The organism is Hymenobacter edaphi (assembly GCF_003258365.1).
Lineage (GTDB): Bacteria > Bacteroidota > Bacteroidia > Cytophagales > Hymenobacteraceae > Solirubrum > Solirubrum edaphi.
In genome coordinates, this window is sequence record NZ_QHKM01000005.1 from 294,997 (window position 1) to 320,899 (window position 25,903).

Here is a 25,903-nt window from a genome sequence, read left to right on the forward strand (position 1 = left end):
ACGGGTAGTTGCGTCAGAATTACAGGCCCAGGTTCACGCCGATGATGAAGGTCTTGCTCAGCGGCGGCGTGTAGAAGTCGTGGCCGAGCACGTAGTTGGCTCCGCCGAAGGTGGCGGTGTTGACTTCCGGGTCGTAGCCGTCGTAGTTGGTGATGGTAAACAGGTTCTGGGCCGACACGTAGATGCGCGCCGACTGCAGGTAGCCCTTCTTGCTCAGCTCGGCGGGCACGGTGTAGCCCAAGGTGAAGTTTTTGCCGCGGAAAAACGAGCCGCCCGTCACCCAGCGCGACGATACCTGCGTGCCGTTGCCCTCGTAGAGGCGGGCCTGCGGTACGCTGGTGATGTCGCCCGGCTTCTGCCAGCGCTTCAGCTGGTCGACGGTCTGGTTGTCGAAGTAGTCCCCGTTCACGGCTTGGTAAACCCCGGCCGTGTTGTAGATGTCGTTGCCGTACACGAACTGGCCCAGGGCGCTGAAATCAAGCCCTTTCCACGACACGGTGGTGTTCAGGCCGCCGGTGTACTGCGGGTTCGGGTTGCCCACCTTCTGCTGCACGGCCTGGGCCGGGTTGTTGGTGGTGCCGCCGTCGGCGGTGTAGTAGAGTGCGTCGCCGTTGGCCGCGTCCACGCCGGCGTACTTGCGGCCCCAGAACACGCCGATGGGCTCCCCTTCGCGCACCTGCGCCAGGGTGTTGCCGCCGGCAATGATGGGCTCCACCAGGTCGGTGATTTCGTTGCGGTTGAACGAGATGTTGCCGCCCACATTCCACTTCACGGCCTTGTCCACCACGAGCCCGTTCAGCGCAATTTCCAGGCCGCGGTTGCGCAGCTTGCCCACGTTCTCGGTCACCACGCTGTAGCCGCCGGTGTAGGGCAGCTGGCGGTTGAGCAGCAGGTCGCTAGTGTTTTTCTGGTACACGTCCACCTCGCCGTTGATGCGGTTGTTGAGGAAGCCGAACTCCACGCCCAGGTCGGTCTGGGCGGTGGATTCCCAGGTCAGGCTGGGGTTGCCGATGCTGGTGGTGGGCGTCACGCCCGCCTGGTCGGCGTAGAAGATGGCCGAGTAGAGGCTGCGCGAGGAGTAGTTGCCGATTTCGGCGTTACCCGTCACGCCGTAGCTGGCGCGCAGCTTCAGGAAGTTCAGCACCTTGTTGTCCTGCAGGAAGCCTTCCTCCGACACCACCCAGCCCAGCGAACCGGCCCCGAAGGTGCCGTAGCGGTTGGCGCTGCCGAAGCGCGAGGACCCGTCGCGGCGCACGCTGCCCGACACGAGGTACTTGTTGCGGTACGCGTAGTTGAGGCGCCCGAAGAAGGAGATAAACGAGAATTCGCTCAGCAGGGAGCCGCTGCCGGCCGTTTTCACCGCCGCGCTGCTGATCTTGGTAAACTCCGGGTTCGGGAAGCCGCGCCCTTCGGCCGAGGTCTGCTGGGTGGCGGAGCGCTGGAACGAGAAGCCCAGTAGCGCGTCGACGGTGTGGTCGTCGGCTAGCGTGCGGTTGTAAGTGGCCGTGTTGTTGGTGGTGTAGTTCACCACCTGCACCTGGTTGGAGTAGCCGTAGCCGGTGTTGCCGCCGTCCTGGGTGCCGGCGGCGCGGTACAGGTCCTCGTTCAGGTTCAGGAAGTCGGCGCCGGCCTCGGTGCGCAGCGTCAGGCCCTTCACCGGTTCGTAGCTGAGGAAAGCCGTGCTGAAGGAGCGGTAGTTGCCGGCGCGGTTGCGGCCGTTTTCCTGGTCCAGCAGGTTGTTGTAGTACAGCGTGGCCTGGTTCAGCAGCCCCGTGGTGGGGTCGTACTTGGGCTGCAGCGGGGGCAGCGCGTTCAGCTGCACCGGGTTGGAAAACGCGTTGTCTTCCGATACCCGGTCGTTGACGGAGCGCGTCAGCGAGAAGTTCAGCCCAACCTTGAAGTTGTCGCGGATGGAGTGGTCCAGGTTCAGACGTGCCGAGCCGCGGCGGTAGCGGTTGCCGATGATGATGCCCTTCTGGTCGTTGTAGTTGGCCGAGAGGTAAAAGCGCGTCTTGGCGTCGCCCCCGCTCACGTTGAAGTCGTACTGCGCCACGTGGCCGCGGCGCAGCGCGGCGCCGGCCCAGTCGGTGTCGGAGGTCGAGTTGTAGTCGATGCCGTTTTCCTCGAAGGCGTCGGCCGGGTTGGTGTAGCCAACGTTGGTGGCGGCCTCGGCAAACAGCTCCTTGTACTGGGCCGCGTTCAGAAACTTGCGCGTCTTGGTAGCCGTGCTCGTGCCCACGTAGTAGCCCACGTTCACCTTGGTCAGGCCCTGGCGGCCCTTCTTGGTCGTCACCAGAATCACGCCGTTCGACGCGCGCGAGCCGTAAATGGCCGAGGCCGAGGCATCTTTCAGGATGCTGATGCTCTCGATGTCGTTCGGGTTCAGGTCGGCCAGCGGGTTCAGCGGCTCGGTGTCGGAGCTGGCGTCCTGCGAAGTCACCGGAATGCCGTCAATCACGTACAGCGGCTGGTTGGAGGCCGTCACCGACGATGAGCCGCGCACCCGGATCTGCAGGCCGGCGCCCAGCTTGCCCGACGTCTGGCTGATGTTGACGCCCGGCGTGCGGCCCTGAATGGCCTGCTCGAAGCTCTGCACCGGCACGTTCTCCACTTCCTTGGTGCTGATCTGCGTCACCGAGCCGGTCAGGTCGGCCTTGGACTGGCTGCCGTAGCCCACGATGACGGTTTCGTTCAGCAGGGTCTGGTCGCTCTGCAGCTTGATGGCCAGCGTGGTTTGCTCGCCCACTACCACCTGCTGGGTGGCAAAGCCGATGCTGCTGATGACCAGCGTGGCGCCCGGCTGCACGGTCAGGCGGAAGTTCCCGTCGGCGTCGGTGCTGGCGCCGTTGTTGGTGCCGCGCTCGAGCACGGTCACGCCCGGCAGCCCGGTGCCGTCGGCCACGGCGGTTACCCGGCCGCTCACGGAGCGCGTCTGGGCTACCACCGTCACCGGCGCCGCCAGGGCCAGGGAGAGTAGAAATTTGTGTTTCATAGGACTGGGCAAACGAAGCCCCGATTTGGTGAGTGTAAAGCGAATTTAGCAACTGAAATACATAAGCGCTTTTCGTTGCCGCTTTGGCAATATTTTTAATCAAATCTTAATAAGACCTCTAGTACAAAAGCAGTTACGTCGTCGCACGGGTAGTATGCATGCCGTCTTATAGTTAGCTTCCTCCAAGACGTGGATTATTACCAAAATCCTACCGCTGGCCCGCGTTTTGCAGCCCGCGCTTTTTTGGTTCGCCGGTGGGCGGCACCGGCACCGCGCGCCGGCCAGGGCGGTGTTTGCAGCGCCGGTTTGCCGGGGCATTGCAATTGGCCGCCGCTCCTGCCTACCTTTACCCAATCCGGGCGCCGGATTCCGGCATTTGGCCGCTCCGCGCCTGCGTGGCCAACATTCGCTTTAATGGCTGAAATTCAATACCTCACCACGCCCGCGGCCATTCGAGACGCCGCGGCCTGGCTGCATACCCAACCCCGCCTCGCCGTCGACCTGGAGTTCGACGACATGCGCCACCACTACGGGCGCAACCTGGCGCTGATTCAGATTTACGACGGGCAGACCGTGTTTCTGCTCGACCCGGTGCCCCTGACCAACCCCGGCGAGGAGCTGGCCCCGCTCTGGGCCGTGCTCGGCGACGCGGCCGTGGAAAAGGTGTTTCACAGCTGCAAGTCCGACATTCTGCTGCTCGACGAGCTGTACGACGTGCGCGTGCGCCGCATCACCGATACCAGCGTGCTGCACACGCTGCTGGCCGAGTCGGACAACAACATCTCGCTGGGCCGCCTGATTCAGAGCGAGCTGGGCATCGAGGTGGACAAGGGCGAGCAGAAATCCAACTGGCTGAAGCGGCCACTGACGGAGGCGCAGAAAATCTACGCCGCCAACGACGTGCTCTACCTGCTGGAGCTGGCCGACCGCCTCATCGTCAAGCTGGAAGCCCTGGGCCGCCTGCACTGGGCCAGCGAGGAAAACCTGGCCCTGGAAGACGTGCGCTACACCCGCGACGAGCGGCCTTACCTGCGCATGGCCAGCAAATACCGCATCCTGCCCCAGGAAATGCCGCTGTTCCGCGACCTGTACCTGCTGCGCGACAAAGTGGCCCAGGAACTGGACCGCCCGCCCTACATGGTGTTCAGCAACGACCGGCTCTCGGAGCTGGTGCGCGACACCCCGCGCAGCGCCACCGACTGGAAAGCGGCCCGCGGCCTGCACCCCGAGCTGAAGCGCCCGCCGTTCTTCGATCAGCTGCTCACCTTCTCGCCCGACAACTTCGTGGCGGTGCCCGAGCCGCCCCTGCCCGCCGAGGCGCGCCGCTTTCCGTTCCGCCGCCGCCTCAACGGCGACAAGGCCGCCCAGGCCGACGCCCGCGAGCAGTTCTTGATGGGCCTGAAAAGCGCCGTGTCGCAGGATCTGAACAGCTACGTGGCCAACCTGGTCCTCTCCAACCGCCTCATTGCCGACATCATCGAGCTGGGCGCCGACGCCGCCCTGCGCCCCTGGCAGCAGCAGATCCTGCGCGACGTGACGCAGGCCCGCGGCCTTGATTACGGCTTTATCGCCCAGCCCTTCCCCTGGGCCACGCAGCGGTAAACGGCTCGGGTAGCCGTCATTGCGAGCGAAGCGCGGCAACCGCAGGAAGCCGTAGCCAATCCTTCCTTTCGCGGCACAACGGCCCAACACGCACCAAACGAAAGCATAGCCGCCCGAAACTGACATCTGCAGTTTCGGGCGGCTGTGCTTTTATCCGGACGGTTTTTGGCTAGCAGTTATTCACCCTGCGGCCCGTTGTTCAAGACCAGTTGCGTCCCTGCCAGGGTTGGCGCTGAGCCTCAGGACCGATTGGCTACGCCTTCCTGCGGTTGCCGCGCTTCGCTCGCAATGACGGCCGGTGTTACCGTCACCGGCTGCACCTGCTGCTAGTGCTGAAACTGCGCCTCCTCGGTGCTGCCGACCAGCGCCGCCGTGCTGGCCTGCCCGGCCGACACCACGTTCTGCACCGCGTCGAAGTAGCCGGTGCCCACGAACGACTGGTGCTTCACGGCCCGGAAGCCTTGGGCCTGCAGGGCAAACTCCCGCTGCTGCAGCTCGGAGTAGCCGGCCATGCCGCGCTGCCGGTAGGCCTGGGCCAGCTCGAACATGCTGGTGTTCAGGGCGTGGAAGCCGGCCAGGGTGATAAACTGGAACTTATAACCCAGCGCGGCCAGCTCCTCGCGGAAGGTTTCCATCTGCTCCGTGCTGAGCTTGGCGGCCCAGTTGAACGAGGGGGAGCAGTTGTAGGCCAGCAGCTTGCCGGGGTACTGCGCGTGAATGGCTTGGGCAAACTGCCGGGCCTGCGCCAGGTCGGGGTGCGAGGTTTCCATCCAGAGCAGATCGGCGAAGGGCGCGTAGGCCAGGCCGCGGGCAATGCAGGCCTCCACGCCGCAGCGGACGCGGTAGAAGCCCTCGGCGGTGCGGCCGGCTTCGGTCAGCACGAAGGGCTGGTCCCGCTCGTCCACGTCGGCGGTGAGCAGGTCGGCGGCATCGGCGTCGGTGCGAGCCACCACGAGGGTGGGCACGCCCAGCACGTCGGCGGCGAGGCGGGCGGCTACCAGCTTTTGTACCGCCTCCTGGGTGGGCACCAGCACCTTGCCGCCCAGGTGCCCGCACTTCTTGGCCGACGACAGCTGATCCTCGAAATGCACGCCCGCGGCCCCGGCCTCAATCATCATCTTCATCAGCTCGAAGGCATTCAGATTGCCGCCGAAACCCGCCTCCGCATCGGCCACGATGGGCGCCAGCCAGTGCGTGCTACCGTCCCCAGTCAGGTGCTGAATCTGGTCGGCGCGCAGCAGGGCGTTGTTGATGCGGCGCACCACGGCGGGCACCGAGTCGGCGGGGTACAGGCTCTGGTCGGGGTACATCTGCCCGGCGCCGTTGGCATCGGCCGCTACCTGCCAGCCCGAGAGGTAGATGGCCTGCAGCCCGGCCTGCACTTCCTGCACGGCCTGGTTGCCGGTGAGGGCGCCGAGGCCGGCCACGTACTCTTCGGTGTGCAGCAGCTGCCAGAGCCGCTCGGCGCCCTGCCGGGCCAGCGAGTATTCAATCTGCACGGAGCCCTGCAGCTTCACCACGTCGTCGGGCGAGTAGGGGCGCTGGATGCCGTGCCAGCGCGGGTTGGTTTGCCAGTCGTGGGCCAGGGCGGCGGTGCGGTCGGTGCGGTTCATGGTACTTGGAGTTTTGGGTTGTGGAAAAGGGGACTGAAAGGGCAAAGGCGTAGCGGCCGAGGCTTTTTTGGAGCATCGGAGCAGGGAGCCGGCAAGGAGTAGTAGCGCGAACTTTCAGTTCGCGTAGCTCAGAACAACGGCTGTTCGAGCAGGGCAACGATTGATGTTCGGGGATACGCGAACTAAAAGTTCGCGCTACAGCCGCTCGTAGGCGGGCAGCGTGAGGAAATCGGCGCAGTCATCGGCCAAGACCAGTTGGTCGAGCAGGTGCAGGGCCGGGCGGTACAGCGCGGCGTAGGGCTCCTCCCCTACCTCGCGGCGCAGCTTGGCTACCACCTCTTCCAGCAGCGCGCGGTAGAGTTCTGGCGTGACGGGGCGGCCGTCGGCCAAGGCCGTTTCGGGCGTGTGCAGCCACTGCCAGAGCTGCACCCGGGATATTTCGGCGGTGGCGGCGTCCTCCATCAGGTGGTAAAGCGGCACGCAGCCGTTGCCGCCCAGCCAGGCGCCGAGGTAGCGCAGGGCCACGTCGAGGTTCTGGCGCAGGCCGACTTCGGTAATCGTGCCCTCGGGCGCCCGCAGCAGCTCGGCGGCGGTGGGCAGCGGCTCGGAGCTGCGCGGCTTGCCGATCTGGTTCGGGCCGGGCATCAGCTCATCGAAGACCGCCCGGGCAATGGGCACCAGCGCCGGGTGGGCCACCCAGGTACCGTCGTGGCCGAGGCGGGCTTCGCGCAGCTTGTCCAGGTGCACCTTGTCGAGGGCAATGGCGTTTTCGGCGGGGTTGTCCTTGATGGGAATCTGCGCGGCCATGCCGCCCAGAGCGTGCACGCCGCGCCGGTGGCAGGTGTCGATGACCAGACGCACGTAGGCGGCCATGTTGGGCACGGTCATGGTCACCTGGGCGCGGTCGGGCAGCCGGAATTCGGGGCGGGCGCCGAGGGTCTTGATGTAGGAGAAAATGTAGTCCCAGCGGCCGCAGTTCAGCCCGGCCGAGTGCTGCCGCAGCTCCCAGAGGATTTCGTGGGTTTCAAACACGGCCGGCAGCGTCTCGATGAGCACGGTAGCCTTGATAGTGCCCTTGGGAATCTTCAGCGCCCACTGCGCCAGCTCGAACACCTCGTTCCACAGCCGGGCTTCGAGGTGACTTTCCAGCTTGGGCAAATAGAAATACGGCCCGGTGCCCCGCGCCAGCAGCTCGTGGGCGTTGTGGAAGAAGTACAGCCCGAAGTCGAACAAGGCGCCGCTGATTTCCTCGCCGTCGATGAGCAGGTGCTTTTCATTCAGGTGCCAGCCGCGGGGGCGCACCAGCAGCACCGCGGGCCGTTCGGTAAGCCGGTACGTGCGCTGCGGTGTTTCAAGCGTGATGCTGCGGCGCACGGCGTCACGCAGATTCAGCTGGCCCTGCACCACGTTCGGCCAGGTCGGGGCGAGGGAATCCTCGCAGTCGGCCATGAAGGTGCGGGCGCCGGAGTTCAGGGCGTTGATAACCATTTTCCGCTCCGTCGGGCCGGTTATTTCCACGCGGCGGTCCTGCAGATCGGCCGGCAGCGGCGCCACCTGCCAGTCCGACTCGCGCAGCTGGGCCGTTTCGGGCAGAAAATCGGGCAGGCGGCCGGTGGCAAACTCGGCCCGGCGCTGCTGCCGGCGCCGCATCAGCTCCTGCCGCCGCGGTTCAAAATGGCGGTGCAGCTCGGCCAGAAAGGCCAGCGCGGAAGGCGTCAGGATTTCGGCAAACGTGTGGGTATACGGCCCGAGCACTTTCACGCGCTCGGGGCAACGGTACTCGGCACTTACTGCAACGAGCGGCTGGTCAATGGTTTCCATCGGGTTCAGGGTTGTGGTTGTGGATTGGGAAAGCAGTGGATCAAACATACATCAGCGAATAATATTAATCAAGCGAATTTTCGCTAAAAGATAAAAATTAGCAGAAAGCAGGTTTTTCACTTAGCTCGTTGGATAATGCTTTTCTTTGCTGACAGCGCGCCAGCGGCCTTTTTGCCAAGCAGTCCGCAACGCGAAAAATTTTCCCGCTATGCTTACCCACACCCAGGTTGTCCGTCTGATTTTTGGCTTGAAGCTGCGGCAGCTGCGGCAGGAGCAGGGCCTCACCCCGGCGGCGCTGGCCCAGGCCGTCGACGTGTCGGTGTCGTACCTGAATGAGATTGAGAAGGGCAAGAAGTACCCCAAGGCCGACAAGGTTCTGGCCTTTGCGCGGGTGCTGGGCGTGAGCTACGACGAGCTGATTTCCCTCAGCCTGGGCAAGAAGCTGGCCCCAGTGTCGGAGCTGCTGCAGTCGGAGGTGCTGCGGGAGTTTCCGCTGGACATGTTCGGCCTCGACCCCAGCCGGCTGATCGAGCTGATTTCGGACGCCCCGACGCGGGTTATGGCCTTCATCAGCACGCTCTGGGAGCTGGCCCGCAACTACGAGGTGCGGCAGGAACACTTTTACCTGGCCGCGCTGCGCTCCTACCAGGAGATGCACGACAACTACTTCGACGACCTGGAAGACGCCGTGCGCAGCTGCGTGGCCCGCTTCCGCCTGCGCACCGACGCGCCCTTCGACCTGCACCAGCTCGAAGACCTGCTCGGCCAGGAGTACCACTACCTCATCGACCGGCACGAGCTGGGCGCGCACCCGGAGCTGGCCCGGCTGCGCTCGGTGCTGCAGCCCGCGGCCCGGCGCCTGCTGCTGCGGCCGGGCCTCACGCGGGCGCAGGAGGCGTTTATCCTGGGCCGGGAAGTAGCCTTCAACTACCTCGGGCTGAAAGACCGGCCCTACACCAACGTGCCGGCCGTAACGCCCGGCTCCTTCGAGCAGGTCCTGAATCATTTCCGGGCCTCCTACTTCGCGGTGGCCCTGCTGATGGAGGAAAGCCAGCTGGTGGCCGATCTGCAGGCGTTTTTCTCCTACCCGCGCTGGAATGCGGCCCTGCTGCTGGGCCTGCTCACCCGCTACGAGGTGACGCCCGAAATGCTGCTGCAGCGCGTGACCAACCTGCTGGCCCGGCACTTCGGCATCGGCAGCCTGTTTTTCCTGCGCTTCGATCAAGACACGGCCGGCGGCTTTCAGCTGACCAAGGAGCTGCACCTCTCGCGCCTGCACAACCCGCACGCCAACGAGCTGCAGGAGCACTACTGCCGCCGCTGGGTGAGCTTGTGGCTGATGGAACAGTCGCGGCAGTCGGGCAGCCCGGGCCTGCGCGTGGCCGCCCAGCGCAGCCGCTACTGGCAGACCACCGACGAATACCTCTGCCTCACCGTGGCCCGCTTCGACGCCTCGGGCCACGCCAGCAGCGTAACGGTGGGCTTGCCCGTCGACGACAACCTGCGGCAGAAAGTGAAGTTCCTCGACGACGACAGCATTCCGGTGCGCTGGGTGAATGAAACCTGCGAGCGGTGCTCCATCCTCGACTGCGAGGTGCGCGCCGCCCCGCCGGTCGTCATCGAGCGACGGCAGCAGCAGCAGCAGCTGGCCGAAGCCGTGCAGCGGCTGATTCAGGGGCAGTAAGACAGCAGCTTGGAGGACTGTGGGTGCTTACTACGGCCTTGCGGCGCTTTGGCGGAGGTTTGGATTAGCAGAATAGCTGTGAAAAATCCGTTTCGCGGCGGCGCTTCACCCACCCGGCTGCCTGCAACGATAGTGCTACTCCGAGCCGCTGTGCTCAAGTCGTAGTAGCACCGCGCCGTATCTTCGCCTTTCCACCACCCACCTAGCCTGCTTGTCCGCGCCCCTCTCCCCCACGCCGCGCCGCCGCTGGCCGCGCATCCTCGCCGCCGTGCTGCTGCCCTTGCTGGTGCTGGGCGGAATCGGGCTGTACGGGGCGTGGCGGGTGCTGTGGCGGCCCAACGTGGCCGAGTCGGCTGAGGGGCCGGCGTACCTGTTTATCCGCACCGGCGACACGTACCAGAACGTGCTGCTGACGCTGCAAAAGTTCGAGCTGCTGCGGGAGCCGGCAACCTTCGACTGGCTGGCCCGGCGGCGCGGCTACCCGCAGCGGTTGCGCCCCGGCCGCTACCGCCTGGATTTTGACCTCGGCAACGAAGCCCTGCTCGGGCGGCTGATGCGCGGGGAGCAGGACACAGTGGATTTCGCCCTCGATGCCTTCAAGTACAAGCCCCAGCTGGCCCGGCAGCTGCAGCGGCAGCTGGAAGCCGATTCGACCAGCCTGCGCGTGCTGCTGAACCGGCCGGAGTGGCTGCAGCAGCGCTACGGCGTGGATACCACGGCCGTGCTGACGCTGTTCATTCCCGGCCACTACCGTCTGCTCTGGAACACCTCGGCCCAGGGTTTTATCGACAGCATGGCCGCCCAGCACCGGCGGTTCTGGACGGAAGTGCGACGCAAGCGGGCCGATTCGCTGCAGCTCACGCCCACCGAGGTGCACGTGCTGGCCAGCATCGTGCAGCGCGAAACGGCCAAAAAGGAGGACAAGCCGCTGATTGCTGGAGTGTACCTGAACCGCCTGCGCCGCGGCATGAAGCTGCAGGCCGACCCGACGCTGCTCTGGGCCATCGGCAACTTCGGGGTGCGGCGGGTGCTGAATAAGGACAAGCTGGTCGACTCGCCCTACAACACCTACAAGCACAAGGGCCTGCCGCCCGGGCCCATCACCTCCGCGAATCGGCAAAGCCTGGACGCGGTGCTCAAGCCCGCGGCGCACGACTACCTATTTTTCTGCGCCCAGGCCGGCGGCAGCGGCTACTCCGACTTCGCCGCCACCTTCGCCGAGCACAAACAGAACGCCCGCCGCTACCAGCGCTGGCTCGACAGCCTGAACATCAAGCGCTGATTATCGGGCAGGCATTCTGCGCCCGCACGATGTAGAGACGCATAATTGCGTCTCCTCGGCCGCGCCGTTTGGAAATCATTCACACGTTAGTCGTTCAACGACGAGACGCAGGGCTGCGTCTCTACCCCGGCCATTCAGGCGTTGACGGGCTGCGGTTTGGCAGCGGCCGGTTTCGTCAGGAAACGGCGTTTTAGCCAGGCGCGCACGGGCTCGTCGTAGAGCTTCAGGGCGGCCCAGGCCAGCAGCAGGGCCACGGCAAACAGCGCGGCGGCTACGGGCAGGGCCTGCTGGGGCGTGGGCTTGGTTTTGGCCACCCAGCCGATGTAGAGGTAAATCAGCGGGTAATGGGTGATGTAGAGCGGGTACGAGAGGTCGGCCAGCCATTTGCACAGCTTCGCCCCGGCGCCACCGACTTGCCCGCCGGCGCCCAGGGCCACAATCAGCGGGAAGGCCAGGATGATGGTGGCGGCTTCGTAGAGCCCGTTGTTGGGAAAGTACGGCAGGCAGAACAGCAGCGTCAGCAGAGCGGCGCACACGGGGAAGGCGTACGGAATGCGTAGCAGCCGGCGGGAGCGAAACAGCAGCAGCCCGGCGAAAAACGGGTAGAGCATCCGCACGATGGCAAACCAGAAGTTGCTGTGGCCCCAGCCGCTGGCCACGTGGCCGTTCTGCACGGCAGCCCAGGTGAGGGCCCCGGCGCTGAGCAGCACCAGCGCCCAGAGGCCGCCCCGCCCCAGCCGGCGGCCGACGAGGGCGTAGAGCGCGTTGGCCAGGTACTCCTGCAGCAGGGACCAGAGTGGGCCGTTCAGGGAGTGGGTTTCACCCCAGCTGCGCAGGTCGGGGGCGGGCAGCAGCGTCAGGGTGAGCAGGGCCACGCCCAGCAGCTTCCAGGGGCCGGCCTGCGCAGCGCCGGTGCCGAACGGGTCGAGCCAGAAGCAGACCGCGCCGATAATCACGCTCAGCACAATGAGCGGGTGCAGGCGCGTCAGGCGGATTTTGGCGAAGTCCCAGACGTCCATCTGGCCCCACCGGTCGTCGTAGGCGTAGCCCACCACGAAGCCCGAGAGCAGGAAAAAGAAGTCGACGGCGAGGTAGCCGTGGTGAATGGGGTGCAGGGCGAAGTTGGTCTGGTGCGCCTCGAAGAGGTGGAACACCACCACCAGCAGGGCCGCGACGCCGCGCAGGCCGTCCAGAATCGGGTAATGAGGCTTCATTCGCAAAGGCAACGGGGAGGCAGATACTCCCGGCCTGCCGCAACTGCCGACCGCCGGAAAGCGGCAAGCTACTGGTCCCCGACGAGCGAAAACAGCGCAACAATCATTCTGGCGCATATTTTCCGACCGAGCAGCGCGTCGTCCGGCACTTAACAACCCAGCCCCGCGCTACTGCGGCAGCCGGATCAGGCGTAGCTGCACCGAATCCTGGGCGGCCTGCTGCTGGCGCTGCAGCGTGGCCTGGTAGCCGAGACCGGTAAACTCGGAGTGCTCCAGGTACAGCAGCGGCGAAGTGAGGGCCGGCTCGGGCCAGGCGGCCACGGCGGGCAGGCGGCGCAGGGAGTCGAAGCCCGGCACGCCGGCCACGCGGTAGTAGTCGTCGAGCAGCACGTACTGGTAGCCCTGGCGGCGTAGCGCGGTCAGCTCGGCGGGGGTTTTGGCTGCTTCGGCCCGCAGGCCCAGCGGCGCCGCTACCGGCAGCAGCGCCGGGCCCACGGTGGTAGCCACCGGCGCGTGGCCGTGCTGCTGCAGCCAGCGGGCCACCAGCGGGTAGCGCGTGGGCAGGTAGGCGTAGATGTAGCGCTGCACCTGCCAGCAGTTGTAGCCCACGGCGGTCAGCAGCACCAGCAGCGCCACCGGCCGCGCCCAGCGCGTGAGCAGCAGCACCAGCAGCGCGTACATGGGCAGGTAGCCGAACAGCAGCCCCCGCGGCGCCTTGATCAGCAGCGACATGCCTACCAGCGTCAGGACGGCCCACACCAGCAGGTAGGTGGCAATGGACCAGGGCCGGCGCCGCAGACCGCCGCCGAACCAGACCAGCGCCGCCGCCAGGGCCGGCAGCAGCGGAGCTTCGAAGTCGAGCAGGTAGCGCAGGTAATAGGCAAAATCGACCTGCACGGTGGTGCGGCGCCCGGCGGCATTGGCGGCGGCCGGCAGCATGATGACGAAGAACACCGCCGGCCAGCGGTACACCGGCACCCCCGACACCAGCCAGGCCAGCAGGCCGAGCACCACGAACGGCGCGGCCAGCACCAGCAGCACCCGCCACCAGTTGCCCCGACGCCAAGCCAGCCCGTCGGCCTGCAGCAGCTCCAGCACGACCAGAATGGGCCCCGTGAGCAGAAACTTATAATTAACGCTCAGGCCCAGGGCCAGCACCGCGGCCGTGCGCAGCAGGTTCGCCCGGGTGGGCTGCTGCAGCCGCTGCCAGTGCGTGCGCAGCAGCAGCGCGAGCAGCAGCAGGCTCATGGAGCTCATGGTGAAGTCGCGGCCGGAAAAGGTTAGGAACACCGAGGAGCCGGCCAGCAGCGTCAGCAGGGCCGTTTCGGGGCCGGGCAGGCGGGCGGCGCGGGCTACCCAGTCGGCAAACAGGCCTAGCGCCGCCACGCCCAGCAGGGCGTTCAAAGCCAGGAAGACGCGGTAATCGGTGCTGAGCCAGGTGACGGGCGCGTAGAGCAGGTAAAACGCCGGGCTGCCGTGGTGGAACAGGTGCCGCAGGTCGAAGTCAGCTACTTCCCTGATGATCTGCCAGTTGCGCACCGAGTCGTAGTCGGGCAATGCCGCCTGATGCAGGCGCCAGAGCCGCAGCCCGGCCACCAGCAGCAGCGCGGGCAGCAGCCAGCGGCGCTGAGCGGCGGGGGCTACGGCGGGCAGCGGAAGCTCAGACGGCAAAGGCAGCAGGGACAATGGGTGAGTTGGTGAGTTGGTGAGTTGGTGAGTTGGTGAGTTGGTGAGTTGGTGATTCAACGGGCCCGGGTGGCGCGCAGGAGCCTGCTATAAATGGACAGGAGGCGCCAATCAGCGCCGGGCCTGCAGTCGGCCGGCGAAGATGGGCATTTGTGCCGTTTCTTTGCGCCGATTCGCCGATCAGCGGCCTCGCACCAGAGTGTGTTCCGCCTGATTCGCCAAATCACCAACTCACTAAATCCTCCCCGCCATGCGCGTCGTTGTGCAGCGCGTCACGGAAGCTTCGGTTACCGTCGACGGCGAAATTACCGGCCAGATCGGGCCCGGCCTGCTGGTGCTGGCCGGCTTCACCCACGCCGATACCGCCGCCGAGCTGGACTGGATGGCCCGCAAGCTGGTGCAGCTGCGCATCTTCAGCGACGCCGACGACAAGATGAACCTCTCGGTGCAGGACACGGGCGGCGACCTGCTGGTGGTCAGCCAGTTCACCCTGCTGGCCGACGCCCGCAAGGGCACCCGCCCCAGCTACATCCAGGCCGCCCCGCCCCCGGTAGCCATTCCGCTCTACGAGGAGTTCGTGCGCCAGCTCCAAGCCCTGCTCGGCCGCCCCGTCGCCACCGGCCGCTTCGGCGCCGACATGAAAGTGCGCCTGCTCAACGACGGCCCCGTGACCATCATTTTAGAGCGGTGAACTGGTGAGTTAATGTTCAACTCGCCTACGCCAGAACATTCAACTCACCACCTCACCATTTCGCCACTTATGACCATCGAACAAGCCCAGCAGACCGTCGACCAGTGGATCAAGACCACGGGGGTGCGGTATTTCAACGAGCTGACCAACCTGGCTATGCTCACCGAGGAAGTCGGCGAGGTGGCCCGCATCATCGCCCGCCAGTACGGCGAGCAGTCCTTTAAGCCCTCCGACCGCGACAAAGTGCTGGCCGACGAGCTGGCCGACGTGCTGTTCGTGGTCATCTGCCTGGCCAACCAGACCGGCGTCGACCTGACCGAGGCCCTGCAGCGCAACCTGGAAAAGAAAACCCAGCGCGACGCCGACCGGCATAAGCAGAACGAGAAGCTGCACTAACCGGGAGGCCCCTCCGCTGCACCGCCCCCCGGTCGGCTGCAGCCGAATGCCATCCGGCTACAGGATTTTGCCATTCCGGTGCAGCCGGATGCCATTCTCCAGCACCGGTTTGCCACCCGGCTGCACGGATTTGCCATTTCGGTGCAGCCGGATGCCATCCGGCTACAGGGTTTTGCCATGTTGCTGCACCGGAATGCCATCCGGCTGCACCGGAATGCCGTTCGGCTGCAACCGGATGGCATTCCGGTGCAGAGTACCCCCGGTCGGCTGCAGCCGGATGGGGTCCGGTACAGCGGCGGGGCCTCCCGTGCAGCCGACCGGGGTCGGCTGCACGGGAGGCCCCGCCGGCGCTTGTGGGCGGGTGCCACCCGCCAGCCCCGTATGCCCTAACCTGTCACGCGTTACCTGTTACCTGTCAGCCAAATTGACCAGCCGGTCCTCGCGCCAGATGGGCAGCGTGGCCGGGTATTCATCCAGGCGCAGGCAGAACGCGAAATCCTGGTGGGCTTCGAGGTGATTGAGCCGGCGCACGTGCGCCGACTGCAGCAGGTAGCCTTCCAAATCGGGCTTGGCCTGTTGCCAGAGGTGCAGGGCGGCCAGCGTCGCGTCGGAGCTGCGCACGTCGAACGCATCGGCCAGGCGCTCGGCCAGGGCGCCGCCGAACACGGTGTCTTCGAGGCAGAACTGGCCCTTCCAGCCGGCGCACACCACCAGCACGTCCTTCTGCTGCCGGCGGGCGAAGTCGGCCACGGCCTGCAGGTTCAGGAAAGCGCCGATAACGACGGCATCGGCCCCGAGGGAGCGGCGCAGGGCCTGGGTGCCGTTGGTGGTGCTGATGGCCACGGCCCGGCCCCGCGTTTCGAGGGCGCTGCCCGGCAGGTAGCCGAAGGGCGAGTTGCCGAGGTCGAAGCCTTCGGCCTGCACGCCGTTGCGCTCGGCGGCCGTCAGGCAGCCGTGCTGCCGGCCCAGGGCGGTGCATTCGTCCAGCTCGGCCGTGGCAAACACGTGGGTCACGCCGTTGGCCAAAGCCGTGACGATGCTCGACGTGGCCCGCAGAATATCCACGATGACGGCCACGCGGCCTTCGAGCTGGTAGAGCGGCAGCAGCTCCGGGGAGAAACAGATGTCGACGGAGGGCATGTCTTTAGTTGCCAGTTGTTAGTTATGAGTTGTCAGTAGGCAGTAAAAACAGTTGCCAGCTGCCGGCCCTGGAGCCTGACAACTGGCAACTGTCAACTGACAACCCTGTTACTCCTCCGTGCCTTTCACGAAGGGCAGCTTGGTGACGGTGGCGGGCAGGTTCTTGCCGCGCACCTGCACGAAAATCTTGCTACCGGGCTTGCTCAGCTCGGTTTTCACGTAGCCCAGGCCGATGCCCTTGCTCAGGCTCGGCGACTGGGTGCCCGAGGTGACCTCGCCCACCGGGTTGCCGTTTTCGTCCACCAGCTCGTAGTGGGCGCGCGGAATGCCGGGGCCGTCCATCAGGAAGCCTACCAGCTTGCGCGTGACGCCCTGCTCCTTCTGCTTGGCCAGCTCCTGGCTGTTGACGAAGTCCTTGGTGAACTTGGTAATCCAGCCCAGGCCGCCTTCCAGCGGCGAGGTAGCGTCGTCGATGTCGTTGCCGTAGAGGCAGAAGCCCATTTCCAGGCGCAAGGTGTCGCGGGCGCCGAGGCCAATGGGCTTCAGGCCGAAGGGCTTGCCGGCTTCCAGGATCCGGTTCCAGATGTCCACGGCCGCCTCGTTCGGGATGTAGAGCTCGAAGCCGCCCGCGCCGGTGTAGCCCGTGGCCGAGATGATGACGTTCGGGTGGCCGGCGAAGGTGCCCTGCACGAACGAGTAGTACGGAATGCTCGCCAGGTCCACGTCGGTCAGCGGCTGCAGCGCCTCGGCAGCTTTGGGACCCTGCACGGCGAAGAGGCTGGTTTGGTCGGAAATATTCTCCATCTCCGCCCCGTAGGCCACGTTGTGGCGCTGAATCCAGTTCCAGTCCTTCTCGATGTTGGAGGCATTGACGACGAGCATGTAGTCCTCGTCGGCCATTTTATACACCAGCAGGTCGTCCACGATGCCGCCGTCCTCGTTGGGCAGGCAGGAGTACTGAGCTTTGCCGTCGGCCAGCTTGCTGGCGTCGTTGCTGGTCACGTGCTGGATGAGGTCGAGTGCCCGCGGCCCGCGCACCCGGAACTCGCCCATGTGCGACACGTCGAAGATGCCCACGGCCCGGCGCACGGTGTGGTGCTCGTCGAGGTCGGAGGAGTAGCGCACGGGCATGTTGTAGCCGGCGAAGGGCACCATCTTGGCGCCGAGTTGCTGGTGCACGTCGTTGAGCACGACGGTCTTCAGGTCGCTCATGGGGGCGGGGCTTGCAGTTCGGGGAAAAGGGGAAGAAACGGGGCCGGGCGGCCGGCCCGGCAAAAGTAGCCCAAAACCCGGCGGCACCCAATGCGGTATAGGCCTAACCCCTGTCGCGGCGGCCGCACGCCGGGCAGCCCTACCCACCCCAATGGACGAAGACCTGAAACGGGAGTTCGAAGCTGCCCGGCTCAAGCACATACTATTCAAAGCGCGCCTGCGCAGCTTCCTCTACGGCAACGACGGCAACGAAACGCCCGTGCGCAGCGCCGACGAATGCCCGCTGGGCGAGTGGATTCGCGACGTGGCCCTGCCCCGCTTCGGCCGCTACCCCGAAACCCGGCAGCTCGACCAGACGCACCGCCGCGTGCACGACGAAGCCAACCGCCTGATGGACCTGCACCAGGCCGGCCGCGCCGACGAGGCCATGCGCGGCCTGCGCGCCATCAACCCGCTCACCGAAGAAGTGCTGGGCCTGCTCAACACCCTGGAGCACAAGTTGCGTAAAGAAGCCCGCTAGCGCCCGGCGCGGCCCCCGTGCATGAAGCTGAAGCTTTCCACCCGCCTCTTTATTGGGTTCCTGGCCATTGCGATGCTGTTCGTGATGGTGGGCATCGTCAACTATCAGTTGTCGCGGCAGGTGCTGCGCAACTCCGAGCGCATTGCCCACTCGCAGAACCGCACGGCCCAGGCCACGCGCATGCTGCGCAGCATTGTCGACATGGAATCGGGCTACCGGGGCTACCTGCTGGTCGGCAACGAGGGCCTGCTCGAATCCTACTACGAGGGCGAGCGGCAGCTGCTGGGCTCCTTCGCCGCCCTGCGCGACGAGTTCGGCCTCGACGACCCGCAGCGCGCCCGCATGGTGCGCGCCCAGGCCCTGTACGAGCGGTGGGCCGCCTACTCGCACCTGCTCGTGGCCGACAAGCGCGCCGCCCGCAAGCGCAGTCCCCGCCAGGAAGGCGTCGACGGCATGGAGCACCGCGAGCTGGTGGAGGACGGCACCGGCAAGGAGCTTATGGACCAGATCCGGGTCATTTTCCGCGGTTTCGACCGCGACGAGCTGGCCACCCGCGACAAGCAGCGCGACAAGCTGGCCCAGAGCATCCGGCAGACGCGGGTGCTGTCGGTGGTGCTCACGCTGCTGGCCCTGGTGCTCGGCCTGATCGGGGCCGGGCTGCTGGCGCGGCTGCTCTCGCGGCGCATCAACGGCATGGTGCAGCTGGCTACCCGCATTGCCCGCGGCGAGTACCACGTGCGCCTCACCGACGACGCCCGCGACGAGCTGAGCGAGCTGGCCACCTCGCTGAATTCCATGGCCGGCACCATCGAGTCGACCATCGGGCAGCTGGAGCGCCGCAACCAGGAGCTGGACCAGTTTGCCTACGTCGTGTCGCACGACCTGAAGGCCCCGCTGCGCGGCATCGAAAGCGCCTCGCGCTGGATCGAGGAGGACATGGACGAGACCCTGCCCGAGCACATCCGGGAGTTCCTGCTGCTGATGCGCACCCGCACCCACCGCATGGAAAACCTGATCAGCGGCATTCTGGAGCTGGCGCGCATCGGGCGGGTGCAGCAGCAGCAGGAGCGCGTGAACGTGCGCGAGCTGCTCACCGAAATCATCGACTCGCTGGCCCCGCCCGAGGGCTTCCGGGTGACGTTGCCGCCCTACCTGCCGGTGCTGACGGCCTCGCGGGTGGAGCTGCAGCAGGTGTTCAGCAACCTGATCAGCAACGCCCTGAAGTACCACCACGACCCCGCCCACGGCCTCGTGCGCATCGGCCTGCGCGAAACCACCGAGGAGTACACCTTCACCATTGCCGACAACGGCCCGGGCATTGCGCCCGAGTACCACGAGCGGGTGTTCGTCCTGTTTCAGACGCTGACGGAGCGCGACACGCTGGAAAGTACCGGCGTGGGACTGGCCATCGTCAAAAAAATCGTGGAGCGCCACGGCGGCACTATCCGGCTGGAATCCAGCGAGGGAGCGGGCTCCACGTTCATCTTCACCTGGCCCAAAACCACCGCCCGCACCGGGGCCGCGGCGGCCGCCCGCCCGGCCGGTATCATCCATTGACGCTACCTTGCCGTATAGGCCAGGACCGGCGGCGTGCCACCCTCACTTCGCGCCGGGCGTTTTCCAGCCGCTTCCCCCCATGTCTACCGATACCGCCCCAGCCAGTATTCTGCTCGTCGAAGACGACCAGATGGACATCATGAACGTGCAGCGCGAATTGCGCAAGCACAGCATCACCGTTCCGCTCTACGTAGCCCGCAACGGCCGCGAGGCCCTGGCCCTGCTCCGCGGCGAGGGCGACCGGGACCAGATTCCCAAGCCCAGCGTGGTGATGCTCGACATCAACATGCCGCGCATGAACGGCCTGGAGCTGCTCGAAGTGCTGCGCTCCGACCCCGAGTTCGTGGGCCTGAACGTGTTTATCATGACCACCTCCGACCTCGAATCGGACCGCCTCAAGGCCCGCGACCTGGCCGTGAGCGGCTACATCATCAAGCCCCTGAACTTCGACAAGTTCGGCGAAGGCGGCTCCACCGTCGACGGCTTCAGCCTCTTCCTGGATTTGCTGCGCCTGAAGGAAGCGCAGCGGTGAACTAGTGAGATGGTGAAATAGTGAGTTAACGTTCACGCGGCACCTTCCCATCCCCAGTATCTATGCGCAGACGGCCCCGGCAACACGTGTTGCCGGGGCCGTCTGCGCATTCAGGGTGTCCGAACATCAAACTCACCATTTCACTATTTCACCATCTCACCGTCCTACAGCAGCCGGAAGCCCATGCGGTGGTGGGGCGTGGGGCCGTGCTGGCGGATGGCGGCGCGGTGTTGGCCGGTGGGGTAGCCGGCGTTCTGCTGCCAGCCGTACTGCGGAAACTCGGCTGCCAGGTCGCGCATCCGCTCGTCGCGGAAGGTTTTGGCCAGCACCGAGGCGGCGGCAATGTTCTGGTACTTCCCGTCGCCCTTGATGATGCAGCTGTGCTCGATGCCGGGATAGGCCCGGAACCGGTTGCCGTCGACGGCCAGGTGCGTGGGCGGCAGGCCGAGCTGGGCCACGGCGCGGTGCATGGCCAGGTAGCTGGCCTGGGCGATGTTGATGCTGGCAATTTCATCGGGCGAGGCTTCGGCCACGGCCCAGGTCAGGGCTTCGCGGCAGATGACGTCGCGCAGCTGCTCGCGGCGCTTGGCGCTGAGCAGCTTGGAATCGGTGAGTCCGGGGGCCTGAAAATCGGGCGGCAGCACCACGGCGGCGGCGAAGACGGGCCCGGCCAGGCAGCCGCGGCCGGCTTCATCGAGGCCGGCCTCGTGGGGCTGGGCGGTAAAGGAAACGGGAAGCATAATGGCCGCAAAAGTAACCCGCCGGCGGGCTTCGGTGGGCGCCACCCCGCCCCTCGCGGGCAAAAAGAACCGCCCGCCGGGGTGTCTGACGTCCCGGCGGGCGGTTCCGCAAATAGGCATGAAAGGAGGTGCCTAGTGTTGGTTTGGTGGTGGCTCTTAGTGTTTGCCTGCCGTGCTGCCAATGATGTTATCGGCAGATTCGCCGCGGCGCAGGCCCTGGCTGTCCCGGGGGCCTTCGTCCAGTTCGGCGTCTTCGTCGGTGCTGATGTATTCGTTGGTCAGCGGCCCAAGGCCGCCGGTTTGCTGCTCTAGTTCCGATTCGGCCTGGGCGTGCTTCAGGTTGAAGAGCGGGTCGCCGCTGGTGCCGTTGGTGTTTTGGTTGGCGGAGTTTTTTTGCGAATTGGCCATAAGAGTGCGGATGACTGGCCGGAATGTCAGCGGCCAGCTTACTTGGAAGTTACGGCTTTCACTGATATCAAGTTAACTCTATGTTAAGCCGGCGGCCGTTTTTTTTCGCGCCGCGGTGGGCGGGCCGCACTGGGCCCTGCCGCGGGCGGCGGGCCCAGCCTCCCGGCGCCCGGCGGCCCGAAAAACCGAAGCACCCCGGGGCGGCGCAGCAGCCAAACGCCCGTAGCTTTGCCTCCCGACGACTTTATATCCCGCCCCACATGTATCCGGCTCCCGACGAAACCCACAACCCCTGGCAGGTGCTCAGCACGGAAGTGAAGTACCAGAACCCCTGGATCAGCGTGCGCGAAGATCAGGTTATCAACCCGCGCGGTGGCCGCGGCATCTACGGGGTGGTCACGATGAAAAACAAGGCCCTGGGCATCGTGCCCATCGACGCGGCGGGCAACACCTGGCTGGTGGGCCAGTACCGCTACCCGCTCAACGAATACTGCTGGGAAATTCCGATGGGCGGCGGGCCGGTGGAGCTGGACATCCTGGAATCGGCCCAGCGGGAGCTGCGCGAGGAAACCGGCCTGACGGCCCGGCGCTGGACCAACATTGCCCGCCTGCACCCCTCCAACTCCGTCACCGACGAAGAGGGCTTCGTGTTCCTGGCCGAAGACCTGGAGCAGGGCGAGATGGAGCACGAGGAAACCGAGGAGCTGCACCTCTGGAAGCTGCCCTTCCGCGAGGCCATCCAGATGGTGATGGACAACCGCATCACGGACGCCATCAGCGTGGCCGGCCTGCTGAAAGCGGCCCTGGTGCTGGGTAATCGGTGACACGTAACAGGTGATAGGTAACGAGCAACGCGTCTTCCAACCTGTCAACTGTTACGTGTCACGTGTTACTCCTCACCTATCACGTGTCACTCCTCACCTGTTACCTTTGTAGGTATGCGTCGGCTGCTGCGTTTTATTGGTCACCGCCTGTACACTACTTGGGCGACGTTCTGGTTCGTCTTCCCCTTCGTGGTGACGTACCCCCTGCAGGTGCTGCTGTCCCGCCAGCCGCGCTGGCACCGCTACCTGCACGGGCTCAACCGCTGGTGGTCCATGCTCTTCATTCGCATGTGGGGCGTGCCCGTGTCGGTGGAAATCCGCGGGCGCGTGCCGGCCGGGCAGCCCGTGCTGTACGTGCCCAACCACAGCTCCTACATCGACATTCCGCTGCTGTTCAAGGCCATTCCGGGTCACCTGAACATCATGGGCAAAAGCTCCCTGGCCAAAACGCCGCTCTGGGGGCCGATTTTCGGGCGCGTCTACATCACCGTCGACCGCGCCAGCGCCGTGAGCCGGGGCCGCTCCCTGGTGCAGGCCCGGCAGACGCTCGAAGCGGGCCGCTCGCTGATCATCTTTCCCGAGGGCGCCATTGCCCCCAAGCCGTCCGAGGAGCTGCTGCCCTTCAAGGACGGGCCGTTTCAGCTGGCCATTGCCACGGGCGTGCCGCTGGTGCCCGTCACCATGCCCTACAACCACCGCTTCATGCCCGACGTGAAGGGCCTGCGCGTGCGCTTTTCCAAGCTGCGCATCGTGATTCACGAGCCCATTCCGACCACCGGCCTAACCCTGGCCGACATTCCGGCACTAAAGGAGCGCGTGGCGCGTATTATTGCCAGTGAATTCGACCCGGCGGCGGCCGGCATTCCGCCCGCCAGCACCCTGCGCGCCCAGCCCCGGCCCGCGGCGCAACCGGCCGCCAAAGCCTGACCCGGCCGCTTTTTTTCTCTTGCGAACCTAACCTCCTGCCCCTCCGTGAGCACCGATCTGAATACCCTGCGCCAACTGGCCCACCTCTCCCGCCTCGAATTCAATGAGGGCAACGAGCAGAAAATGCTGGCCGACCTCAACGAAATTCTCAACTGGGTCGACCAGCTCAACAACCTCGACACCAGCCACGTGGAGCCGCTGGTGCACCTGAGCTACGAGCTGAACGTGATGCGCCCCGACGAGCCGCGCAACACCGTAAGCCACGCCGAGGGCCTGAAAAACGCCCCGCGCAAGGACTCCGATTACTTCCGCGTACCTAAAGTTCTGGAATAGCGCGTGCAGGCTCCTTCCCCGGCCGGCCCCACGGCCGGCCGCTTTCTTCTCCGGGCCCTCGGTGCCCTGCTGGTGCTGGCCCTGGGCCTGACGGTCTTCGCCTATTTCACCGGCAACGACCACACCCTGCCCGTCGGCACGGTGGCCCAGCTGGCCCCGGTGCCCGTGACGGTGGCCCGGCTGCCCGCCGGCGCCGATAGCCTCGCCCTGCAGGCCAACGGCTACGCCATCACCCAGACCTACGATGTGGCCGGCCCCCTGCTCTGGCCCGACGCCGCGGCGGCCTGGTGTGTTGTATTGGCGCTGAGCCTAGTGGTATGGCTGGCGGTGGTCAGCCAGCAGGCGCGGCCGGCCTTCGTGGCTGGCACCGTGCCCGTCATCTTCCTGCTGATGTCGCTGAACCTCGATGCACTGGGCGTGTTCGGGGAGCAGCACCAGTATTTCCTGATGCTGACACTGGCCGCGCTGCTAGTGCCGGCTTTCCTACTGCACGCCTTTTTTGAGGGCGTAAGCCTGGGCTGGCGCCTGCTGCTGTTTGCGGCCCTGCTCGGCGGGCTGGCGTCCCTGCTGCTGCTCCAAGCCCCGCAGCCCGCCGCGTACGTGGTGCTGCACCTGGCTGCCAACGGCACCCTGGCCGGTTCCCTGGCCGTGCTGCTGCTCAGCATCTGGGTGGGCGTCGAGCTGATTTACGGCCTGCTCTGGCTGAACACCCAGGGCGCCAGTCCGCGCGGCCGCTTCGGCCTGCTGCCCTTTGTGCTGTCGAGCGGGCTGCTGCTGGGCATGCTGGGGCTGTACTACTGGAATGGCGGGCAGCTGGCCGTGCTACCGGGCCTCAAGCTGGAGCCCTACTTTGTGCTGCTGCTGGCGGCCGTAGTGGGTTGGTGGAGCCTGCCGCGGCGCCGTCCTACCTACCACAGCTGGCTGCCCCTGCCGGCCGCCGCGCCGCTGTATCTGGTCCTGACGCTGCTGGCCACGGCCGCCGTGGGCTACGCCGCCGCCACGGCCAACGAGCCGCTGCTGCAGGCCGGCCGCGAAGCCGTCAACCTGGTTCTGCTGGCCCTGAGCACGGCCTTTTTCCTCTACGTGCTGCTGAATTTCGGCCCGCTGATTCGCCAGAAGCTGCAGGTGCACCGCGTGGCCTTCGACCCGCGCCGCGTGCCCTTTTTCGTGGTGTACCTGCTGGCCACGGGCATCGTGGTGGCGGTGCTCATGCGCAACGACTTCGACCTGCTCACCCGCGCCCGCAGCGGGGAGTTTATTCAGCTCGGCGACCTGACGCGCTACCAAGCGGAGCAGCAGCCCGATAACTTCTACCTGGCCGCCCTGGCCGAGCGCTATTACGCCGAAGCCGACCAGCTCGACCCGCGCAACGCCCGCGCCGCCCTCGGCCGCGCTGCCCTCTACCAGGCCCGCGACCAGCGCCAGAACGAAATCAACATTCTGCGCACCACGCTGCTGCGCGAGTCCAACGAGAAGGTGTTTCTGCGCCTCGGGGCCCGCTTCGATCAGCCCTCCGACTTCTTCGACCGCCAGCAGATTCTGCGGCAGGCCCTACGCGAGCTGCCCGCCCGCCCGCGGCTCAACGCCGAAATGGCCCAGCTCTACACCCGCTCGGCCCTCACCGACTCGGTGCAGTACTACCTGCGCCGCAGCCTCGCCGCCGACGCCGACAACCCCGTGGCCCGCACCAACTGGCTGGCCTTCCTGCTGAAAAACGGCCAACTCAAGGCCGCCAGCGAGTCGGCAGCCGAAGCGGCGCAGCCCACCTGGCCCGCCTGGCAAAACAACGCCGCGCTGCTCCAGCTGCTGCAGGGCCGCTTTCAGCCCGTAGCCGCCACCCGCCCCGCCGTCGACTCCACCCTGACCGTGGCGCAGTTTGCCCAGCTCTACCACGCGGGCCTGGCCCAGGCCGCCCGCCGCGACACTGCCCTGCTGCCGCTGGTGACGCAGTTGCAGCGGGTGCCCAGCAACGAGAATTTCCACGACCAGCTGGCCTTCCTGCGCGGCCTGCTGCAGCTGCGGGCCGCCCGCCCCGCCGCCGGCTTCGACCAGCTTGAAGCCCTGGCCACCGGCACTTCCGAGGGCTACTATCAGCAGGTGCTCGGCACGTATTTGCTGGAGCGAGGCCTCTATGGGGCCGCGGCTACCCGCCTTTCGCGGGCCGAGCAGGCCGGCAACGCCGACGCCGCCCTGCCCGCCGCTTATGCGTGGTACTGGGCCGGCCGCCCCGATTCGGCCCGGCAGCTGGCTACCCGCGCCGCCAGGGTCCACCCCCGGGCCGCGCCAGGCCTGCAGCGCCTGCTCAGCGGCGCGGTGCCCGCCCCGGCAACCCAGGCCCGCCCGCTGGCCCGGGAATACGCTGCCGCCGCCCAGCTGGCCCAAAAGGACTCCAAAGCCGCCGCCGCGCGGTACCAGCGCCTGGCCCAGGTCGACCCCTTCGATGAGGCCGGCACGCTGCAGGCCGCCGCGTTTTTCACCCAGAACCAGGACCCGCTTACCGCCTACGAACTGACCCGCCGGGCCCTGTCCTACAATCCAGAATCGGTGCGCCTGCTGAAAAGCTTCGTTCTGGCCGCGGCCGACGCGGGTTTGGACGAATACGCGGCCGATGCACAGTATAAGCTTTCCATGTTGCTTTCATCTCCGGAATATTCTATATTTCGTAGCCAATACGAAAAACGGCGCGTCATCCACCAGGCCGCCGCAGCACCCTGGAACTAACCCCAACC

General features: G+C 66.1%; 21 protein-coding genes. 12 read left to right on the forward strand and 9 right to left on the reverse strand.

The annotated features are described in order from the left end of the window. Positions 1-19 precede the first annotated feature (19 nt). A complete protein-coding gene (locus DLM85_RS17205) occupies positions 20-2,992 on the reverse strand; it encodes a SusC/RagA family TonB-linked outer membrane protein (RefSeq protein WP_111479350.1) in 2,973 nt (990 codons plus the stop codon). A 414-nt stretch (positions 2,993-3,406) separates the two neighbouring features. Between DLM85_RS17205 and DLM85_RS17210 the strand changes: the two genes are divergently transcribed. Further along, positions 3,407-4,594, forward strand: coding sequence for a ribonuclease D (locus tag DLM85_RS17210; RefSeq protein ID WP_111479351.1), 1,188 nt, complete (start codon positions 3,407-3,409; stop codon positions 4,592-4,594). A gap of 326 nt (positions 4,595-4,920) precedes the next feature. Here DLM85_RS17210 and aceA read toward each other — a convergent pair whose 3' ends face one another. Both aceA and aceB read right to left on the reverse strand, forming a co-directional pair. After that, positions 4,921-6,207 (reverse strand): isocitrate lyase, encoded by a 1,287-nt coding sequence (gene aceA / locus DLM85_RS17215; RefSeq protein WP_111479352.1) that lies wholly within the window; start codon positions 6,205-6,207, stop codon positions 4,921-4,923. A 195-nt stretch (positions 6,208-6,402) separates the two neighbouring features. After that, positions 6,403-8,028, reverse strand: a complete 1,626-nt coding sequence (gene aceB / locus DLM85_RS17220; protein WP_111479353.1) for a malate synthase A — start codon at positions 8,026-8,028, stop codon at positions 6,403-6,405. A gap of 208 nt (positions 8,029-8,236) precedes the next feature. Between aceB and DLM85_RS17225 the strand changes: the two genes are divergently transcribed. Beyond that, positions 8,237-9,712, forward strand: a complete 1,476-nt coding sequence (locus tag DLM85_RS17225; protein ID WP_111479354.1) for a helix-turn-helix domain-containing protein — start codon at positions 8,237-8,239, stop codon at positions 9,710-9,712. Between the two features lie 211 nt (positions 9,713-9,923). Next, the gene (gene mltG, locus DLM85_RS17230; RefSeq protein WP_165822181.1) at positions 9,924-10,994 is read left to right on the forward strand and encodes an endolytic transglycosylase MltG; all 1,071 of its coding nucleotides are present in this window, start codon (positions 9,924-9,926) and stop codon (positions 10,992-10,994) included. Between the two features lie 134 nt (positions 10,995-11,128). On the opposite strand, the gene DLM85_RS17235 is transcribed toward mltG, so the two are convergent. Both DLM85_RS17235 and DLM85_RS17240 read right to left on the reverse strand, forming a co-directional pair. Next, complete coding sequence (locus DLM85_RS17235; protein WP_111479356.1) at positions 11,129-12,208, reverse strand: acyltransferase family protein; 1,080 nt, start codon at positions 12,206-12,208, stop codon at positions 11,129-11,131. Between the two features lie 168 nt (positions 12,209-12,376). Further along, positions 12,377-13,879 carry a hypothetical protein gene (locus DLM85_RS17240; RefSeq protein ID WP_111479357.1) on the reverse strand — a complete coding sequence of 501 codons (1,503 nt, stop codon included), beginning with the start codon at positions 13,877-13,879 and terminating at the stop codon, positions 12,377-12,379. A gap of 265 nt (positions 13,880-14,144) precedes the next feature. Between DLM85_RS17240 and dtd the strand changes: the two genes are divergently transcribed. Continuing rightward, positions 14,145-14,585: a D-aminoacyl-tRNA deacylase gene (gene dtd, locus DLM85_RS17245; protein WP_111479358.1), complete on the forward strand. Its 441-nt coding sequence runs from the start codon at positions 14,145-14,147 to the stop codon at positions 14,583-14,585. A gap of 69 nt (positions 14,586-14,654) precedes the next feature. Further along, complete coding sequence (locus DLM85_RS17250) at positions 14,655-14,981, forward strand: nucleotide pyrophosphohydrolase (RefSeq protein WP_111479359.1); 327 nt, start codon at positions 14,655-14,657, stop codon at positions 14,979-14,981. A 408-nt stretch (positions 14,982-15,389) separates the two neighbouring features. Here the strand turns inward: DLM85_RS17250 and DLM85_RS17260 are convergent, their stop codons facing one another. Further along, positions 15,390-16,121 (reverse strand): 2-phosphosulfolactate phosphatase, encoded by a 732-nt coding sequence (locus DLM85_RS17260; RefSeq protein ID WP_111479361.1) that lies wholly within the window; start codon positions 16,119-16,121, stop codon positions 15,390-15,392. Between the two features lie 108 nt (positions 16,122-16,229). Then, the gene (gcvT, locus tag DLM85_RS17265; RefSeq protein ID WP_111479362.1) at positions 16,230-17,333 is read right to left on the reverse strand and encodes a glycine cleavage system aminomethyltransferase GcvT; all 1,104 of its coding nucleotides are present in this window, start codon (positions 17,331-17,333) and stop codon (positions 16,230-16,232) included. A 151-nt stretch (positions 17,334-17,484) separates the two neighbouring features. On the opposite strand from gcvT, the gene DLM85_RS17270 reads away from it, so the two are divergent. The 3 genes from DLM85_RS17270 to DLM85_RS17280 all read left to right on the forward strand — a co-directional run bounded on the left by DLM85_RS17270 (position 17,485) and on the right by DLM85_RS17280 (position 19,942). Then, positions 17,485-17,853, forward strand: coding sequence for a CZB domain-containing protein (locus tag DLM85_RS17270; protein ID WP_165822182.1), 369 nt, complete (start codon positions 17,485-17,487; stop codon positions 17,851-17,853). Between the two features lie 21 nt (positions 17,854-17,874). Continuing rightward, positions 17,875-19,410, forward strand: a complete 1,536-nt coding sequence (locus DLM85_RS17275; protein ID WP_111479364.1) for a sensor histidine kinase — start codon at positions 17,875-17,877, stop codon at positions 19,408-19,410. A 79-nt stretch (positions 19,411-19,489) separates the two neighbouring features. After that, a complete protein-coding gene (locus DLM85_RS17280; protein ID WP_111479365.1) occupies positions 19,490-19,942 on the forward strand; it encodes a response regulator in 453 nt (150 codons plus the stop codon). A gap of 164 nt (positions 19,943-20,106) precedes the next feature. On the opposite strand, the gene DLM85_RS17285 is transcribed toward DLM85_RS17280, so the two are convergent. Both DLM85_RS17285 and DLM85_RS17290 read right to left on the reverse strand, forming a co-directional pair. Then, positions 20,107-20,682, reverse strand: coding sequence for a ribonuclease HII (locus tag DLM85_RS17285; protein ID WP_111479420.1), 576 nt, complete (start codon positions 20,680-20,682; stop codon positions 20,107-20,109). Between the two features lie 156 nt (positions 20,683-20,838). Beyond that, positions 20,839-21,090 (reverse strand): hypothetical protein, encoded by a 252-nt coding sequence (locus DLM85_RS17290; RefSeq protein WP_111479366.1) that lies wholly within the window; start codon positions 21,088-21,090, stop codon positions 20,839-20,841. Between the two features lie 260 nt (positions 21,091-21,350). Here DLM85_RS17290 and DLM85_RS17295 point away from each other — a divergent pair, with 260 nt between their 5' ends. The 4 genes from DLM85_RS17295 to DLM85_RS17310 all read left to right on the forward strand — a co-directional run bounded on the left by DLM85_RS17295 (position 21,351) and on the right by DLM85_RS17310 (position 25,895). Next, positions 21,351-21,914 (forward strand): NUDIX domain-containing protein, encoded by a 564-nt coding sequence (locus DLM85_RS17295; RefSeq protein ID WP_111479367.1) that lies wholly within the window; start codon positions 21,351-21,353, stop codon positions 21,912-21,914. Positions 21,915-22,028: 114 nt separating this feature from the next. Then, positions 22,029-22,841 (forward strand): lysophospholipid acyltransferase family protein, encoded by an 813-nt coding sequence (locus tag DLM85_RS17300; RefSeq protein WP_111479368.1) that lies wholly within the window; start codon positions 22,029-22,031, stop codon positions 22,839-22,841. 45 nt (positions 22,842-22,886) lie between these two features. Next, a complete protein-coding gene (gene gatC / locus DLM85_RS17305) occupies positions 22,887-23,174 on the forward strand; it encodes an Asp-tRNA(Asn)/Glu-tRNA(Gln) amidotransferase subunit GatC (RefSeq protein ID WP_111479369.1) in 288 nt (95 codons plus the stop codon). A gap of 3 nt (positions 23,175-23,177) precedes the next feature. Then, on the forward strand, positions 23,178-25,895 hold the full coding sequence (locus DLM85_RS17310; RefSeq protein WP_111479370.1) for a tetratricopeptide repeat protein: 2,718 nt from the start codon (positions 23,178-23,180) through the stop codon (positions 25,893-25,895). The last annotated feature ends 8 nt before the right edge of the window (positions 25,896-25,903 follow it).

Coding starts and splice junctions, on each gene's coding strand:
- DLM85_RS17205 (WP_111479350.1), bottom strand. CDS start 2,992: ATGAAACACAAATTTCTACTCTCCCTGGCCCTGGCGGCGCCGGTGACG.
- DLM85_RS17210 (WP_111479351.1), top strand. CDS start 3,407: ATGGCTGAAATTCAATACCTCACCACGCCCGCGGCCATTCGAGACGCC.
- aceA (WP_111479352.1), bottom strand. CDS start 6,207: ATGAACCGCACCGACCGCACCGCCGCCCTGGCCCACGACTGGCAAACC.
- aceB (WP_111479353.1), bottom strand. CDS start 8,028: ATGGAAACCATTGACCAGCCGCTCGTTGCAGTAAGTGCCGAGTACCGT.
- DLM85_RS17225 (WP_111479354.1), top strand. CDS start 8,237: ATGCTTACCCACACCCAGGTTGTCCGTCTGATTTTTGGCTTGAAGCTG.
- DLM85_RS17235 (WP_111479356.1), bottom strand. CDS start 12,208: ATGAAGCCTCATTACCCGATTCTGGACGGCCTGCGCGGCGTCGCGGCC.
- dtd (WP_111479358.1), top strand. CDS start 14,145: ATGCGCGTCGTTGTGCAGCGCGTCACGGAAGCTTCGGTTACCGTCGAC.
- DLM85_RS17250 (WP_111479359.1), top strand. CDS start 14,655: ATGACCATCGAACAAGCCCAGCAGACCGTCGACCAGTGGATCAAGACC.
- DLM85_RS17260 (WP_111479361.1), bottom strand. CDS start 16,121: ATGCCCTCCGTCGACATCTGTTTCTCCCCGGAGCTGCTGCCGCTCTAC.
- gcvT (WP_111479362.1), bottom strand. CDS start 17,333: ATGAGCGACCTGAAGACCGTCGTGCTCAACGACGTGCACCAGCAACTC.
- DLM85_RS17270 (WP_165822182.1), top strand. CDS start 17,485: ATGGACGAAGACCTGAAACGGGAGTTCGAAGCTGCCCGGCTCAAGCAC.
- DLM85_RS17275 (WP_111479364.1), top strand. CDS start 17,875: ATGAAGCTGAAGCTTTCCACCCGCCTCTTTATTGGGTTCCTGGCCATT.
- DLM85_RS17280 (WP_111479365.1), top strand. CDS start 19,490: ATGTCTACCGATACCGCCCCAGCCAGTATTCTGCTCGTCGAAGACGAC.
- DLM85_RS17285 (WP_111479420.1), bottom strand. CDS start 20,682: ATGCTTCCCGTTTCCTTTACCGCCCAGCCCCACGAGGCCGGCCTCGAT.
- DLM85_RS17290 (WP_111479366.1), bottom strand. CDS start 21,090: ATGGCCAATTCGCAAAAAAACTCCGCCAACCAAAACACCAACGGCACC.
- DLM85_RS17295 (WP_111479367.1), top strand. CDS start 21,351: ATGTATCCGGCTCCCGACGAAACCCACAACCCCTGGCAGGTGCTCAGC.
- DLM85_RS17300 (WP_111479368.1), top strand. CDS start 22,029: ATGCGTCGGCTGCTGCGTTTTATTGGTCACCGCCTGTACACTACTTGG.